The organism is Nostoc sp. LPT, assembly GCF_017115165.1.
GTDB lineage: Bacteria > Cyanobacteriota > Cyanobacteriia > Cyanobacteriales > Nostocaceae > Nostoc.
Genome location: NZ_JABXKF010000048.1, coordinates 55,350 through 70,135, shown reverse-complemented (window position 1 = coordinate 70,135; position 14,786 = coordinate 55,350). Strand labels below are relative to the sequence as shown.

Sequence of the window (14,786 nt, the reverse complement as noted above, 5' to 3'; positions counted from 1 at the left end):
CCCGCTTTGCGGGTATTACGAATTATTAAACTGCCACAGCAATATTCGGTTATTTCCAGAATCAGCTATTACCGCCGTATTACCACAAATTTTTATCCCGTAACACCAATTTAAGCTATCTCGTTTAGGTAGTCCGAAATTACGATTTTCACCTTTACTTTGAAAATTTATTTGTCCTCCTAACCCATCTGCTACTACACCTTGCAGTGATAAAATTGATTCTGGCTTTCTCCATCCTAACAACCGGGAATTAGCAGTATCTGCAACCACTAACCAATCTCCAGCCACCCCGACACCATAGGGCATACTCAAACTACTAGCACTAGGATAATAAACTCCTTGATTCATTTCCACAAAATCAAAGCTTTTTTGTCCTAAAATTACTGCACAAGGGGCATTATTTTCTGTTGGTATTCCCTGCCAAATCATCACCCGGTGATTACCTGCATCGCTGATAACCAAATCTTCTCCCCAAAAGGTAATATCGTGACACCAACGCATACTCGCTGCGGTTGGAGAAGCACCGCCGTTTTCATTGCGAGATATCATATCTGGTTGTCCCAAAACTAAATCAGCAGGTTGACCATTTTCTGTTGGTAAGTGATGCCAAATTAATACCCTACGATTTCCTGTATCAGTAATAAATAGCCGTCCTTGATGATAGAAAACACCATAAGGCCAATGCATTGTATTAGCAGATGCTTGTTGACTTCCTCGATTTGGTTTATTATCAATAAAATTAGCTTGTCCTAACACCAAATCTGCTGGAACATTGTTATCTTCTGGTAAATTTTTCCAAATTAAAACTCGATGATTCCAAGCATCTGCAACAGCTAACCCTTCACCACAAGCACAAATTCCAGTTGGTACACTTAAGGTTGTGCTTCCCGGTGTACTTTTAGCATTTTGTCCTTCATGATAAAAGTCAGGTTGTCCAATTACCCAATCAGCAGGTTGACTATCTCTTGTGGGTAATTTTTTCCATCCTAATAATCGATGATGTCCTGTATCTGATACCCATAAAGGGCCGGTTTTTGATAACAAACAAGCACCACGAGGCCCAAACATTGTTATGGGACTAGGTGCTACAGGTATCACTAATTGTTGTGGTTCAATAATATTACCTAAAATTACCTCTGCACCTTGAGGTGATAGAGGTAAATGTTGAGAAATTTCTGTTGCTTCTAGGGGTGATTGTGATCTGGGATTAATTATGATTGGGATATCCATAATAATTATTTAAAAACATTAATATTAATCGGCGTGTAACAACAGTAACGATTTTTCATTATATTTTTTTAAATTAAGTGAAAAACTTTAAGAGACTTCCCTATTAATCAGTCTTGAAAATTTATATCTCTCCTTCAGTAGCTTTTACTACACAGGAATATTTTGCACGAGTACGCGATGTACTGAAAAAAGAAAGTCAAAGCTTATTTCGAGTAAGTCAAAGTTAGTTTTGCTTGCGGAAAACACCAAAATGAGTAAGTCAAAGCTTGTTTTGCTTGCGGAAAACACCAAAATGAGTAAGTCAAAGTTAGTTTTGAGTAAGTCAAAGTTAGTTTTGCTTGCGGAAAACACCAAAATGAGTAAGTCAAAGCTTATTTTGAGTAAGTCAAATTTCATTTTGCTTTCTCAAAACCCTAAAATGAACAACTAAATTACACAAATCAGAAAAGATTCTAGGATATTGACAAAGCATTTAGATATTTTGCTTACATACAAGGCGAAAGTGAATGTGCAAACTACTGATATGAAAAAGCAAAATAGCTGTGATTTCCTAATTACCAAGTATATTTGCTGATCTGTTACTTTCGCATCATAATTGTTGCAGTTTTACAAAAACCTTATCATCTTTAATTTTTACTGGATACGATTGAAGTGAAACATCAGGTGCTGTTAAGCATTCACCTGTCTCTAACTTGTACTGAAATCCGTGAGAAGGACAGGTAAGAATACCATTTTCAATTTTACCCTTTTCTAAAGGAGATCCTAGATGAGTGCAAGCATTACGATAACATTTTACCGTAATACCTTGACGATTTAAAATTAGTGAACTACCAGCAATTTGTACTGCCAATACACTAAATTCAGGAACTTCATCAATAGTTGCTACTTTGATCCAAGTACTAGTTATTTGGGCAGAAAATGGACTGATTAAACCAGAATTAGCGGTGTTAACAGTATGGTTGTTATTGACTGCAACCACTCTGGTAATTTCGGGACAATGGTTTTTGATTGCCTGTTCTACTCCCTGAGATAAAGTCAAAGTAGAAGCTAGACAATTGCTGCAAGTTCCTATTAATCTGACTTCTACCGTATCTGGAGGCTTAATTGCCACTAGTTCTACATCCCCATTATGGCTTTTTAAACCTGGACGAACTTCTTCAAGGGCTGTTTGAATTCGCTGTGCTAATGGTGGTTTTGGTGGTTTTACTAGTTCATGATAAAGCAGCACTGCATATACTACTTCATCATTAACAGCATGACGCAAAGCTGACATTGATTCTTGCTTGAGGCTTTTAATTAAATTAGTCAATGCTGCTTTGTGCAAAGCTTCAATTGCTCTTTTTAGACCAACTGCTACACACCGTTGGCTTTCATCCCACTCGGATATAATTGCCTCAAAGCGGTTAATTTCCCGAACTAATTCTTCAAGATTTGTCATTTGTCATTAGTCATTGGGCATGGGGCATTGGGCATTGGGCATTGGGCATTGGTTGTTCATAAATAACTAATGAAAAATTACTTCATTTTGAAATCTTTGAGGAGAAATGGCATAATCAAACCTGTCACTAAACTAGATAATATTATTGGTAAGTAGAAGGGAATGTCGATTTGTGCAAATAACACTAGTAGTAACGAACCTACAACAGTAGCAATAGTAGTTCGCTGAACAAAATACATTGGATCGCGCAGTAATTTTCCTTTGAAAAATAACTTGGCAGAAAACCACCCAATTTCTAACATATCTACTCCTAATAGTTTGTCAATAAATTTAGGATTACAAGCCCTAACACAATAGCAGGAATTACACCAGCAGGGGCAAATAATGCACCAAGCATTGCTGAAAACTGATAGCCAATATCTTTTCCAGCTAACAGCATTCCACCAATAGCACCGCCGACCATAGACAAGACTGTTGCTATGACTATCCACACTAATCCTGTTACTATGTTTAAGTCACCATCTGCTAAACTTGTGAGAAAATCTATCACAGAAGGGTTTGTTAAAATATCTCTCATGCTGTTTTTTTCGGGATAATTGGGTAAGTGGGGAGATAAAGGAGATGAGGGGGATGAATGAGACAAGGGGACAAGGAGAATAGCCAATTTCCAATGCCCAATGCCCAATGCCCTATTCCCTATTAACTATTTCTGCTTCAATATCTTGTAGGGCTTGAGCTACTATTTCGGCTTGTCCTATTTGTTGGTTTTGGGTAAAGATTTCAAAAGCTTGTTGATAGTAAATACGTGCTTGTGAGAGATTTTTAGGATTTCCAAATTCTGGTTTTTCTAAGTCGTCGGGTAAGTTGAATAAGGCGTTAGCTTTGTTTGAAATTGTGTTAGCGTACTCTAGAGGTGTATCTTTGAGATTACGAACTTTTAGCGCTTCGTCATAAGCTGCGATCGCTCTTAAGTTATTTTCCACAGGATGGGAACTCACTAAATATTGCAAAGCGTTACCTAAGTTGTTTTGCAACATCGCATATTCTCTAGGATGGTCAATCAAATTAATATGCTTTAGTGCTACCTCAAATGATTGCACAGCTAACCCTTGACGCAAGTATTCCCGTTCTGATGCTAGGGGCATAGAAAGGTAAGCGATCGCAATATTGTTATATAAAATCGCGTATTCCTGGGGATAATCTTCCCAAGTAAACACCCGCAAAGCCTCATGATAAGCCTGAATGCTGTCAGTTATCCGCGCCAAATTGAATGGCACTAGTGACTGCAACACCAGCCCAAAATTCATCTGCGTCTCTGCTACTTCCTCTGACGTTGCCAATTGCTGTAAAATCGGTAACGCCTCTTCATAAGCGACTTTCGCTTGCATCAACAGTTGGTAATCAGCATCCGGTATTGCCTGTAACGTCCCTGCCATCCCCACTTGCGCCCTGGCTTTTAGCAGGGGATATTCCTCACCACACATTTCATAGGCCCGGTAATATAAGCCAACTGCATTCCGCAAGTCTTGGGCTGTTTTGGGCTTTTTTTGAAAACCCTGTGCGATCTCAATCAGCATTTGGATTTTTTCCTCTGCTGAGGCTGACTCCGATGCAACAGCTGCTAACGCAGCCTTCACCGCCGAATCTGTAATGCTGGGGGTCATAACTCTGCCGTACTCTAGCCAATTGGGAATTGAGTCTGTTAACACCCATGAACGATCAAAACACGCGATCGCATTTCATCACGGGCCATACTGATTTACGCAGGCTTCGAGTCCTTTAGGCGGAATTCCCCTTTTTTGTCTGAGACTAGGGATTAGTAACTGAGGACTAGGGACTAGGAAAAGTTTTCCAAATGCCTAGTACCCAATCCCCAATCCCTAAAATATAAAACACCCTATTTCTAAAATTCTAGGGGGTAATTGCCAATATTAATGTCAGCTTTAAACACCTAATATTTTTAAAATACTTTTTGTATCATCACTTGACATAATTCAAATATTATTTATTGAATTGTTGACATACCATATATGCACTATCTTATCAGCTAATTTTTGTATACTCCAAAGATTTGCCACGGGATCGTTGAAGTGTAAAATATGTTCATCAACTGTAAAACAAGCTCCCTTGAAAACAGACAGTATCTTCTATCGGATTTTTCAGAGTATCCCCACTACTTTCTTTGAGTTGATTAACCAACCGCCCCAACTAGCTAGTGTTTACCAATTTTCCTCAGTCGAAGTCAAACAACTAGCGTTTAGAATCGATGGCGTCTTTCTCCCAAATGCAGCAGAACTGCCCATTTATTTTGCAGAAGTGCAATTTCAACCAGACAAAGAGTTCTACTCACGTTTATTTACTGAAATCTTTAATTATCTCGACAAAACCGAATTAACCAACAATTGGCGTGGTGTTGTCATTTTCCCCAACCGCAGTATTGATACTGGAGATACCGAGAGATATACAGAATTACTCAACTCACAACGAGTAACTCGCGTCTATCTTGACGAATTAAGCTCAATTGAAGCATCATCAATCGGCATAGAAACAGTTAAACTCATCATCGAACCCGAATTAACTGTGACAACAAGAGCTATCGAAATAGTCAACAGTGCCCGACAGCAAATTCTAGATGTTGCTACTATTAGGGAAATTATACAATTGATAGAGACGATATTAATCTACAAGTTGCCGCGATTGAGCCAGGAGGAGATTAGGAAAATGTTTGGATTGAATGAATTAAAGCAAACTAGATTTTACCAAGATGTTTTTGCAGAAGGTAGGCAAGAAGGTAGGCAAGAAGGTAGACAAGAAGGTAGACAAGAAGGTAGGCAAGAAGGTAGGCAAGAAGGTAGACAAGAAGGTAGGCAAGAAGGTAGGCAAGAAGGTAAGTTAGAAGCCATACCCCAGTTATTAGGGTTGGGTTTAAGTATTCAGCAGATAGCTCAAGCGTTAGGTTTGGACGAACAACTTGTTAGGCAAGCTGCACAACCGAAATCCTAAAACAGGAGGAGATCGGAAAAATCTTTGGATCGAATGAATTAAAGCAAACTAGATTTTACCAAGATGTTTTTGCAGAAGGTAGACAAGAAGGTAAGTTAGAAACGATACCCCAGTTATTAGTACTGGGGTTGAGTATTGAGCAAATAGCTCAAGCGTTAGGTTTGGACGAACAACTTGTTAGGCAAGCTGTACAACCAAAATCCTAAAACAATAGGGTGCGCGAAGGCTTAACAGTGCGTTTAATAGAGACGATATTAATCTACAAGTTGCTGCAATTGAGCCAGGAGGAGATCGGAAAAATGTTTGAATTAAATGACTTGAGGCAAACTAGATTTTTCCAAGATGTTTTTGAAGAAGGTAAAAAACAAGGTAAGCAAGAAGTTTTTGAAGAAGCTAAACAAGAAGCTAAGTTAGAAGTGATACCGCACTTATTAGCGTTTGGTTTCAGTATTGAGCAGATAGCTCAAGCGTTAGGTTTGGACGAACAACTTGTCAGGCAAGCTGCACAACCAAAATCTTAAAACAACTGATATATAGCTGACGGGGCATAAAACCTTGCGCCCCTATATTTTGCTATTTTTGGTTAATTATTGCATGAAAATCTGATGGCTGAAAATACTGATCACCTCAAGCAGATTAACAATTGATAGTAATTGTTATTAATGGTTAGATAATTTTAACGTGATAAATTCAGCATCTTGAGGTTATTAACGTCAATACTTAAAAATCCAAGCCAGTTTTATTTATACTATTTTGCATTTATGAAATGTGTCATATATATAACAGGTATAGTCCTTGAAAATAATCTTGAGATAATTTAATTTATTATTAATGATTAATTCTTTTTTAATGAAAGTAAATTAGATAAAAAATATCTTACCATTGAAAAATAAATATTGATAAACAGGTGAGACTTTACAAGCATTATCACCTACATCATGCATGGCAAACAATAGAAAAATGCATAGCCGATGACTAACGTACTATGGCTACAAGGTGGTGCTTGTTCGGGCAACACCATGTCATTTCTCAACGCTGAAGAACCGACAGTCTGCGATTTAATTGCCGACTTTGGCATCAAGGTACTTTGGCATCCATCTTTGGGAATGGAACTAGGCGAGAACTTGAAAACACTGCTGCAAGATTGCATTTCTGGCGCAATTCCCCTAGATATCTTGGTATTTGAAGGCAGTGTTGTTAACGCCCCCAATGGCACTGGCGAATGGAATCGGTTTGCCGATCGCGCCATGAAAGACTGGTTAGCAGACCTCGCCAAAGTTGCTCAATTTATCGTTGCCGTGGGAGACTGTGCTACATGGGGAGGAATTCCTGCCATGTCACCCAACCCCAGCGAGTCGGAAGGTTTGCAATTTCTCAAGCGTCAAGAAGGCGGCTTTTTAGGTAAAGACTTTCTATCACAAGCCGGATTACCTGTAATTAATATACCTGGATGTCCCGCCCATCCCGACTGGATTACGCAGATATTAGTTGCGATCGCTACTGGACGCATAGCAGACATTGCTTTTGATGAACTAAATCGTCCCCAAACCTTCTTCAACACTTATACCCAAACAGGTTGTACCCGCAACGTCCACTTTGCCTACAAAGCCTCAACTGCTGAATTTGGTCAGCGTAAAGGCTGCCTATTCTATGACTTGGGTTGTCGCGGCCCCATGACTCATTCCTCCTGCAACCGCATCTTATGGAACCGCGTCTCTTCCAAAACCCGCGCCGGAATGCCTTGTTTAGGTTGCACAGAACCAGAATTTCCCTTCTTTGACCTGAAACCAGGAACCGTATTCAAAACCCAAACAGTGATGGGAGTTCCCAAAGAATTACCGCCAGGAGTGAACAAAAAAGAATACGCTTTACTCACAATGGTCGCCAAAGATGCAGCACCACCTTGGGCAGAAGAAGACTTTTTTACAGTTTAGTCATTAGTCATTTGTGATTTGACCAATGACTATAACCTTTCACACTCCTCTCTACCTCTCAACGATAAATCAAGGGTTTCGACCCTTTTACAGGGAGGCGAGTGAATAATTACCAATGACAAATGACAAATGACAAATGACCAATGACCAATGACAAAGGACAAATAACAAATGGGAATTCAATCATTAGACATTTCGCCCGTCGGTAGAGTTGAAGGCGATTTAGATGTCCGAGTCGATATTGAACATGGACGTGTAGTCAACGCTTGGACACACGCCGAACTATTTCGCGGATTTGAAGTTATCTTACGCGGTAAAGATCCCCAAGCTGGATTAATTGTCACACCTCGCATTTGCGGCATTTGCGGCGGTTCTCACTTAACCTGTGCATCTTGGGCATTAGATACAGCTTGGGAAACAGAAGTTCCCCGCAATGCAATTTTAGCCAGAAATCTCGGACAAATTGTCGAGACAATTCAAAGCATCCCCCGCTATTTTTATGGACTGTTTGCCATTGATTTAACCAATAAAAAATACCGCAATAGTCGCTATTATGAGGAAGCTGTTAGACGCTTTGCTGCTTTCACAGGCAAATCTTATGAACTAGGCATAACAATTTCTGCTAAACCTGTAGAAATTTATGCACTATTGGGCGGACAATGGCCCCATTCCAGCTACATGGTTCCTGGTGGTGTGATGTGCGCCCCTACTTTAACAGACATCACCCGTGCTTGGGCGATTCTGGAATATTTCCGCACCAATTGGTTAGAACCAGTATGGTTAGGTTGTTCTTTAGAACGTTACGAACAAATCCAAACTTATGACGACTTCAGGGACTGGTTGGATGAAGACCGAAATCATCGAGATTCCGACTTAGGTTTCTATTGGCGCATGGGTTTAGATATCGGTTTAGATAGATATGGCGCTGGTGTTGGTAAATATGTCACTTGGGGATATTTAGCCCATGAGGATAAATACCAAAAGCCGACTATCGAAGGACGAAATGCGGCGATGATCATGAAAAGTGGAGTGTATGACAGCTTCGCAGACACTCACACCTTAATGGATCAGTCATTTACCCGCGAGAATACAACCCACTCCTGGTATGATGAAGGCACAGCAGACCTTCACCCTAGCGATCGCACCACTAAACCTACAGCAAATAATACCAAAGACTTCGATAACGCCTACTCTTGGGCGAGTGCAGTCCTGCACAAAGACTTCGGACGTTTGGAAGCTGGCCCCTTAGCAAGACAGTTAGTAGCAGGTGGTAAACATGGCGAACCTTGGCAACACTACGATGGATTTATCCTAGATGTATTCAAAGAGATGCGTGGTGCTAACATTCATGTGCGTCAATTAGCACGAGTTCACGAACTTGTCAAGTTATATCGCCAAGCCGAACACTGCTTACGCGAATTCAAGTTAAACGACCCTTGGTATATTAAACCTACAGAAAAAGATGGCAAGGGTTGGGGTGCAACAGAAGCAGCGCGGGGTTCCCTGTCTCACTGGGTAGAAGTGGAGGGCGGTAAGATTAAGAATTACCAAGTGATTGCCCCAGGTACATGGAATATTGGCCCTCGTGACGGTGAAGGCATTCGCGGCCCCATTGAAGAAGCTTTAATTGGCACACCCATTTACGATTCTAGCGATCCTGTGGAAGTTGGTCATGTGGCGCGATCGTTTGATTCATGTTTGGTGTGTACAGTCCATGCCCATGATGCTAAAACAGGTGAAGAGTTGGCGCGTTTTCGTACCGCTTAAAATATGCTAATTTCTAATAGCTAATGGCTAATTCTTTTTCAGTTAGTCATTAGCTGTGTTTTTTAGTATGTTAGATATTATGCCATGATTAGAAATAGCTATGGCATGAGGAAAAAGTTTATGACTATAACTATAGAAGCTGTTTATGAACAAGGGGTACTCAGGTTATCACAGCCGATTCCATTAGCCGAAGGAACTCGTGTTGAAGTTACTGTGATTTCAACTGAGGCTAAACCTCAAAACAAAACTCCTAGAGAGATTTTGGCACAAATTGCAGCCATGCCCTTAGAAGTAAGCAATGATAAATTTTCTGGTCGAGATCATGACACTATTCTTTATCCTCCCCATAGTGCAGCTGTCTAACGGTATACAGCAGTATATTGCACAATTTCAAAGACTATTGTCTCAAGAGACCATGTAACGTATTATGAATTTCAAAGATGAAGAAACTAATATACTAAATATTATCCAAGTAATTCTGCCAATAATTTGTCTAGTCAATTTTTTATTATTATTTTCAAACTCCTCTATAGATTTTTCATCTCCTCGTGTAATAGAAAATCTTGGATATTCCTCGAATTGATCTATTTTCTTGTCTATAAACTTTTCAATTTTAAATCCAGAAAATAACCCAATTATAAAAATTGCTGTCAGAAATATGAAAAGTTTTTGTAGTGTTTCAACTGAGATTTTATCTGAAATTCTTAAAATAGGAAACAAGTAATTTGAGTATTGGCATACAATCATTAAAAGCACGATAGGCGATGCGTAACGAATAATCTCGCTCAAGAAGTTCCCTTGCTTTTTGAGAAAACCATGAACAAAGCTAGATTCAGGAGAATCTCTCAAACCCTCATACCAATTACTCACGACATTCAATAATTCAATTGCAATAATATTATTGATAAAATCAACTTTACAGACACTGGAAGACCGTGCCTCTATTAACTCCTGAATGTTATCACTTGTAAGAATTAGCTGAAATATATCTTTAGGTGGAATATCAGTACCAATCCTTAACTTTATCGAATGTCTTTGAGGAAGATTATAGTGCGGTAATTTAATTACAATATCCCAGTGTATCGTAACCGTTTGAATTCTTTCATTAATAGTGTTCCAATTCTCTCTTTCAAATTCAGCCCAAGTAGAGTAGTCCTTAATTTTCTTATTTGAGAGAATGAAATTAATTGATCCAATACTTGCGGTTACATCATGATTCCTGAGTTTGGCTTGTATTTGTTCATTGATATTTATGAGATCCGCTAGTTCCAAAGTCTTTTTACCTGGAAGTAAACGGATCTCTGTATCAGGCTTTGCATTAAGTTGATAAAAGAGAGACTTGAAATCATCAAGGGATATATTTGCTCCAGTCTGTTGTGGAACAATACTTGAATTCTCAGAGCTTTGAGAGCCATTCATGACAGTAATTTATCAGTATAAAGAGTCTAAATTATAACCTTTATAATTTTTAAATGTCTACATTACAGTATAATGGCACAGCTTACCAATGGCAGATATCTGTAAAATAAACGAACAGAAAGGTTGCCGGGTTATCCACTCCACGGTGTTGTTTGCCTGTTGTTAGAACTAAAAATTATGTGTTTGAAATTAATCAAGTGTAAATACTTAGTTTTGCCGATTGACGATGAACGAACCACAAAAAGCACGTTTACTTGATCTAAGTAAGCATACCAACCTTGCGATCGCTCTACTCTAGAATGATAGTTACTGTCTATACCACCAAAGAAGCGATCGCCCAAAAGACTAATTCACAATAGGCATTTTAACTGACGATTTACGGAATAAAGGTCGTGTTTAGTGGTAGCGAAAGGGCTTCTCAGTCCGTCCAGTACAACACGGTTGTTAAACCTCATCGCCACTCCAGCATTTCTTCAATGGTCAAACCAATATCACTCGCAATTTGCCGTCAACCTTGGTGAGATGTCACGTCCTTTGTGGAATGGGACTGTTGTTCCTCGTCCATCTTCGTGTCGAAACTGTTTGTGTGAGCCTTTCTGACGTATCTCCACAAATCCAAGGCTCTCCAATATTCTTACAACTTCTTGGGGTTTCAAAACAGGAACATTACTCATGTTCTACTGAACCACAATCTATTGTGTACCCACAAACTCCGTCTCAAACACCAAATTCTCATCCTCTAGAAGCATCTCAATTACTTCACGTAAATTTTCCTGCAACTCATCTAGGGTTTCGCCTTGAGAATGCGCTCCAGGAAAGCCAGGAACATAGCCGACATAGAAATTAGTATCAGTATCTCTTTCAACGATCGCAGTAAAAGTTTTCATATCACAATCATCGACAACGCTTACTTACAGCTTACTGGATTAGTCATTTACTTGAGCGTAGGCGTAGCTCGTCGTAGACATCGCCTTTGTACCACTATGACAATCAAAGTAAACTTACTTATCCCCTAAAAGCAATAGCAAAAAATAGATTTATCAAGGCCTTACCAAAAAATAACCAATCTAACCAAAATACAATGTGAATAATTGCTATTACCCAAAATACAACTTGATAAGAAACTTTGCTGCTTTTGTGACGTAGCCTCTGTTGAGCAACAAATGCACCTAACCAACCACCCATAAATTCGCACAGATGCAAAGTATTTTCTTGCCTTCTCCATTGTCCTTGTTGTGCGCGAGACTTATCATCGGCATATAGCCTAAAGGTAATGAAACTCATGACAGGATAAAGAATTAGCGGAATTGGGTTGCCAGTTGTTAGTAGAAGATGGATTGAACCTAACCCAGGTAGTAAAGATAGAAGTAATGTATTTAATGCTAATGATAAAGATTTGTCTACAGTTCTGGATATAGACTTCTTTGGTGCGGCAGAAGATAAGGATTTTGATTTAACTTCTTCGATAGAAGCATTACAAGCCCGCACTTTGCCATCTTTACTAGCTGTTAATTGATAACAAATGAAATCACCAACTTGGGGACGACGGTTAACGTCTTTAAATGCTGTAATGTGTAAAAATACTTCTTGACTACCATCATCGGGTTGTATGAAACCAAACCCGCGATCGTCCTTCCATTTGATTAGTTGCCCTTTGTGTAAAGCAGGTTTCATAAACAACTTATATATTTATACCTGTCTTCTAGTGTGCCTTTGTCTACACAAATAGACAACACCAAAAATGCGTAGGCGTAGCCCGTCGGAGACATCGCGCCACCAACTATTTTAACCGGGGAGTGGAGAGTGGGTGAAATAAGGGAGAAATAACCTATGCCCAATACTATATTCCCAATGCCTTATATTCAAAACTCGTAGCGTAAAACACTAAAACTTATAGAAACAGTGCGTTAGGCTTGCCTTAATCACTTCAACAAAACAGAAATTTACAAGGTAAGCTTGTGTCTGATTTAGCGCTACATAATTATCTGCCTCGCGTTCCCGATGCAGCATTGCAAGAATACATAGAATGGTGTGTTTTAGAGCAGGCAAAAGCCGCAGAATGTAACTTTACTCCCGATAGAAGTAAGTTAGATAATTTGCCACCAGCAGACTATGTTCCAAAACTTGTTGATCAGTTCATGAAAGTTAAACCAGACCCAATTAAAGCCGGTTTGGTAGCAGCGATCGCTGGCAAGGAAGCTGACAAACACGCTTTATCTGGTTTAGCGATCGCGGCTGATTTTGTATCTCTTTATGTCAAGTATTTAATTCCTAAAGAAGGAAGTACTAAAGAACAGGCTGAAGAGATATTAACTCAAGCATCACAACATCAGTATGAGAAACTGACTGAAGTTGCCAAGAAACATGGTGTAGAGTTCTAGTTTCCTGCTGATAAATTATTTTCAGAGGCTTTGTCTTTCTCATAAGTCAGAGCCTCCTATTTTGCAGATTATGGCAATAACTCCAAATAATCACAATCACTAGAAGCTTGATGATGAGTTGTTCTTAATCTTATACCTTTACTATCACCTTCAGACTTAAAGTATGCTTCACTGCATTTATAGATACAGTGCAACTTATTATTTTATAATTTAGGAAACATATTATTGGTTTATAGTTATATGGACAGAATCGTAGTTAACTCTCAGATTCATTTCGGTAAACCTTGCATCGCAGGAACACGCATCACTGTACAAAGCATTCTTGAACTGCTCAATGACGGACTTTCATTTGAAGAAATTATCCGAGACTACTATCCAGACCTACAAATTGAAGATATTCGTGCCTGTTTAGGATACGCGATCGCTCTAGTGGCAGCTGAAGACATTCGCCTAGTATCTATTTGAGCATGAGATTCTTACTGGATCAAGATGTGTATACCAATATCTATGGTTTCAGATTGGCTGGCAAAAAAATCGCCGAATTAAAGGTATTACTGTACATATTCGGATTAAAAATAACAAAATTTGGATCGAAGAAGACTGGACTGAAGAAGGTATTGCCACCGAATTATTAAACGTAGGGGTTCCCCAAAGTGATATTGTGTTAGCTTTCCATCCTCCAAGCGATCGCGCTTTAACTGAATTTGCAACTGCTTAAACAATTAAATCTTATTCCATGCTCACTATTATCGGTTGCGGCAATCTCAATCGCAGTGATGACGCAGTAGGTGTAATCATTGCCCAACGCTTACAAAAATATCTAGCTGAAAACCCTCATCCTCATGTACAAATTTATGACTGTGGCACCGCAGGGATGGAAGTAATGTTTCAAGCTAGAGGTAGTAAAGAATTAGTAATTATTGATGCAAGTTCAACAGGTTCTGAACCGGGTGCTGTGTTTAAAGTTCCAGGAAAAGAACTGGAAGCTTTGCCGGAACCTAGTTATAACTTGCACGATTTTCGTTGGGATAATGCTTTAGCCGCTGGACGGAAAATCTTTCAAAATGACTTTCCCGAAGATGTGACAGTTTATTTAATTGAGGCGGCAAATCTTGGTTTGGGACTAGAGTTAAGTCCTGTTGTCAAACATTCTGCTGATTTGGTTTTTGAAGAGGTAGCTGCCCTTATCAGCCAGAATATCAACTTTTAATTAACAATCCAAAATCTAAAATCGAATTACGCCCAATCTCGATAAACAGAAAGTTCATCTACCCTCATTTCAAAAGGTATGCCTTGACTTTCTGGCGGACAAACACGGATTTTAGCACTGTTAACAATTCCATATAGCAATGTCCCCATTGGCACAATTTGTTGTAAAACACGCCAATTAGTAACTGTATCGGGACATTCAATTACCAATGTGAGAGCATTGGCATGGGTTGTGACATACCACCGACAATTAGATAGCAGATTTTGAATTGTGCGATCGCACGCATCATAAAAGTATTTGCTAATAGAATCCTCTAGTTGTTGCCGCAGTATAATATCCGCAGATGTCGGTTGTATCGGATGTGAATCATCACCATTAAAGTAATACATCTTTCTAGCCATCTC

19 protein-coding genes and 1 pseudogene are annotated in these 14,786 nt (G+C 39.3%); 9 read left to right on the top strand and 11 right to left on the bottom strand.

Annotation, left to right across the window (positions count from 1 at the left end; all coding sequences use genetic code 11):
- Window positions 1-15: 15 nt before the first annotated feature.
- From HWQ58_RS10940 to HWQ58_RS10920, 5 genes are all read right to left on the bottom strand, one after another.
- Entirely contained in the window at window positions 16-1,230 is a 1,215-nt protein-coding gene (locus HWQ58_RS10940; protein ID WP_292861597.1) for a hypothetical protein, read from the bottom strand.
- A 589-nt stretch (window positions 1,231-1,819) separates the two neighbouring features.
- On the bottom strand, window positions 1,820-2,668 hold the full coding sequence (locus HWQ58_RS10935) for a NifU family protein (RefSeq protein ID WP_292861594.1): 849 nt from the start codon (window positions 2,666-2,668) through the stop codon (window positions 1,820-1,822).
- A gap of 77 nt (window positions 2,669-2,745) precedes the next feature.
- Entirely contained in the window at window positions 2,746-2,970 is a 225-nt protein-coding gene (locus HWQ58_RS10930; protein ID WP_292861591.1) for a hypothetical protein, read from the bottom strand.
- An 8-nt stretch (window positions 2,971-2,978) separates the two neighbouring features.
- The gene (locus HWQ58_RS10925; RefSeq protein ID WP_292861588.1) at window positions 2,979-3,245 is read right to left on the bottom strand and encodes a hypothetical protein; all 267 of its coding nucleotides are present in this window, start codon (window positions 3,243-3,245) and stop codon (window positions 2,979-2,981) included.
- A gap of 112 nt (window positions 3,246-3,357) precedes the next feature.
- Complete coding sequence (locus HWQ58_RS10920) at window positions 3,358-4,332, bottom strand: hypothetical protein (RefSeq protein WP_292861585.1); 975 nt, start codon at window positions 4,330-4,332, stop codon at window positions 3,358-3,360.
- Between the two features lie 463 nt (window positions 4,333-4,795).
- On the opposite strand from HWQ58_RS10920, the gene HWQ58_RS10915 reads away from it, so the two are divergent.
- The 5 genes from HWQ58_RS10915 (at window position 4,796) to HWQ58_RS10895 (ending at window position 9,735) form a co-directional block, all read left to right on the top strand.
- On the top strand, window positions 4,796-5,671 hold the full coding sequence (locus HWQ58_RS10915) for an Rpn family recombination-promoting nuclease/putative transposase (RefSeq protein ID WP_292861582.1): 876 nt from the start codon (window positions 4,796-4,798) through the stop codon (window positions 5,669-5,671).
- A gap of 215 nt (window positions 5,672-5,886) precedes the next feature.
- Window positions 5,887-6,192: an Rpn family recombination-promoting nuclease/putative transposase gene (locus HWQ58_RS10910; RefSeq protein WP_366837731.1), complete on the top strand. Its 306-nt coding sequence runs from the start codon at window positions 5,887-5,889 to the stop codon at window positions 6,190-6,192.
- Between the two features lie 450 nt (window positions 6,193-6,642).
- Window positions 6,643-7,605, top strand: coding sequence for a hydrogenase small subunit (locus HWQ58_RS10905; RefSeq protein WP_292861579.1), 963 nt, complete (start codon window positions 6,643-6,645; stop codon window positions 7,603-7,605).
- Between the two features lie 171 nt (window positions 7,606-7,776).
- The gene (locus HWQ58_RS10900; protein WP_292861576.1) at window positions 7,777-9,372 is read left to right on the top strand and encodes a nickel-dependent hydrogenase large subunit; all 1,596 of its coding nucleotides are present in this window, start codon (window positions 7,777-7,779) and stop codon (window positions 9,370-9,372) included.
- A 120-nt stretch (window positions 9,373-9,492) separates the two neighbouring features.
- Window positions 9,493-9,735 carry an antitoxin family protein gene (locus tag HWQ58_RS10895; protein WP_292861573.1) on the top strand — a complete coding sequence of 81 codons (243 nt, stop codon included), beginning with the start codon at window positions 9,493-9,495 and terminating at the stop codon, window positions 9,733-9,735.
- 42 nt (window positions 9,736-9,777) lie between these two features.
- Here HWQ58_RS10895 and HWQ58_RS10890 read toward each other — a convergent pair whose 3' ends face one another.
- From HWQ58_RS10890 to HWQ58_RS10870, 5 genes are all read right to left on the bottom strand, one after another.
- Complete coding sequence (locus tag HWQ58_RS10890; RefSeq protein ID WP_292861571.1) at window positions 9,778-10,791, bottom strand: hypothetical protein; 1,014 nt, start codon at window positions 10,789-10,791, stop codon at window positions 9,778-9,780.
- A gap of 131 nt (window positions 10,792-10,922) precedes the next feature.
- The gene (locus HWQ58_RS10885; RefSeq protein ID WP_292861568.1) at window positions 10,923-11,132 is read right to left on the bottom strand and encodes a hypothetical protein; all 210 of its coding nucleotides are present in this window, start codon (window positions 11,130-11,132) and stop codon (window positions 10,923-10,925) included.
- 150 nt (window positions 11,133-11,282) lie between these two features.
- Entirely contained in the window at window positions 11,283-11,465 is a 183-nt protein-coding gene (locus tag HWQ58_RS10880; protein ID WP_292861565.1) for a type II toxin-antitoxin system HicA family toxin, read from the bottom strand.
- A gap of 18 nt (window positions 11,466-11,483) precedes the next feature.
- The gene (locus HWQ58_RS10875; protein ID WP_292861562.1) at window positions 11,484-11,678 is read right to left on the bottom strand and encodes a type II toxin-antitoxin system HicB family antitoxin; all 195 of its coding nucleotides are present in this window, start codon (window positions 11,676-11,678) and stop codon (window positions 11,484-11,486) included.
- A gap of 118 nt (window positions 11,679-11,796) precedes the next feature.
- Window positions 11,797-12,465, bottom strand: coding sequence for a DUF1294 domain-containing protein (locus HWQ58_RS10870; protein WP_292861559.1), 669 nt, complete (start codon window positions 12,463-12,465; stop codon window positions 11,797-11,799).
- Window positions 12,466-12,749: 284 nt separating this feature from the next.
- On the opposite strand from HWQ58_RS10870, the gene HWQ58_RS10865 reads away from it, so the two are divergent.
- The 4 genes and pseudogenes from HWQ58_RS10865 (at window position 12,750) to HWQ58_RS10850 (ending at window position 14,382) form a co-directional block, all read left to right on the top strand.
- On the top strand, window positions 12,750-13,172 hold the full coding sequence (locus HWQ58_RS10865; protein ID WP_292861556.1) for a hypothetical protein: 423 nt from the start codon (window positions 12,750-12,752) through the stop codon (window positions 13,170-13,172).
- Window positions 13,173-13,412: 240 nt separating this feature from the next.
- On the top strand, window positions 13,413-13,637 hold the full coding sequence (locus HWQ58_RS10860; RefSeq protein WP_099103701.1) for a DUF433 domain-containing protein: 225 nt from the start codon (window positions 13,413-13,415) through the stop codon (window positions 13,635-13,637).
- Between the two features lie 34 nt (window positions 13,638-13,671).
- Window positions 13,672-13,890 (top strand): annotated as a pseudogene (locus HWQ58_RS10855) (XisI protein); the annotation flags it as partial.
- Between the two features lie 18 nt (window positions 13,891-13,908).
- Window positions 13,909-14,382: a hydrogenase maturation protease gene (locus HWQ58_RS10850; RefSeq protein WP_292861553.1), complete on the top strand. Its 474-nt coding sequence runs from the start codon at window positions 13,909-13,911 to the stop codon at window positions 14,380-14,382.
- A gap of 26 nt (window positions 14,383-14,408) precedes the next feature.
- Here the strand turns inward: HWQ58_RS10850 and HWQ58_RS10845 are convergent, their stop codons facing one another.
- Complete coding sequence (locus HWQ58_RS10845) at window positions 14,409-14,783, bottom strand: hypothetical protein (RefSeq protein ID WP_292861550.1); 375 nt, start codon at window positions 14,781-14,783, stop codon at window positions 14,409-14,411.
- Window positions 14,784-14,786: the final 3 nt, after the last annotated feature.

Excerpts from the sequence above, each read along its gene's own strand:
- HWQ58_RS10940 (WP_292861597.1), bottom strand. The coding sequence starts at position 1,230 with ATGGATATCCCAATCATAATTAATCCCAGATCACAATCACCCCTAGAA.
- HWQ58_RS10935 (WP_292861594.1), bottom strand. The coding sequence starts at position 2,668 with ATGACAAATCTTGAAGAATTAGTTCGGGAAATTAACCGCTTTGAGGCA.
- HWQ58_RS10930 (WP_292861591.1), bottom strand. The coding sequence starts at position 2,970 with ATGTTAGAAATTGGGTGGTTTTCTGCCAAGTTATTTTTCAAAGGAAAA.
- HWQ58_RS10925 (WP_292861588.1), bottom strand. The coding sequence starts at position 3,245 with ATGAGAGATATTTTAACAAACCCTTCTGTGATAGATTTTCTCACAAGT.
- HWQ58_RS10920 (WP_292861585.1), bottom strand. The coding sequence starts at position 4,332 with ATGACCCCCAGCATTACAGATTCGGCGGTGAAGGCTGCGTTAGCAGCT.
- HWQ58_RS10905 (WP_292861579.1), top strand. The coding sequence starts at position 6,643 with ATGACTAACGTACTATGGCTACAAGGTGGTGCTTGTTCGGGCAACACC.
- HWQ58_RS10900 (WP_292861576.1), top strand. The coding sequence starts at position 7,777 with ATGGGAATTCAATCATTAGACATTTCGCCCGTCGGTAGAGTTGAAGGC.
- HWQ58_RS10895 (WP_292861573.1), top strand. The coding sequence starts at position 9,493 with ATGACTATAACTATAGAAGCTGTTTATGAACAAGGGGTACTCAGGTTA.
- HWQ58_RS10890 (WP_292861571.1), bottom strand. The coding sequence starts at position 10,791 with ATGAATGGCTCTCAAAGCTCTGAGAATTCAAGTATTGTTCCACAACAG.
- HWQ58_RS10880 (WP_292861565.1), bottom strand. The coding sequence starts at position 11,465 with ATGAGTAATGTTCCTGTTTTGAAACCCCAAGAAGTTGTAAGAATATTG.
- HWQ58_RS10875 (WP_292861562.1), bottom strand. The coding sequence starts at position 11,678 with ATGAAAACTTTTACTGCGATCGTTGAAAGAGATACTGATACTAATTTC.
- HWQ58_RS10870 (WP_292861559.1), bottom strand. The coding sequence starts at position 12,465 with ATGAAACCTGCTTTACACAAAGGGCAACTAATCAAATGGAAGGACGAT.
- HWQ58_RS10860 (WP_099103701.1), top strand. The coding sequence starts at position 13,413 with ATGGACAGAATCGTAGTTAACTCTCAGATTCATTTCGGTAAACCTTGC.
- HWQ58_RS10850 (WP_292861553.1), top strand. The coding sequence starts at position 13,909 with ATGCTCACTATTATCGGTTGCGGCAATCTCAATCGCAGTGATGACGCA.
- HWQ58_RS10845 (WP_292861550.1), bottom strand. The coding sequence starts at position 14,783 with ATGGCTAGAAAGATGTATTACTTTAATGGTGATGATTCACATCCGATA.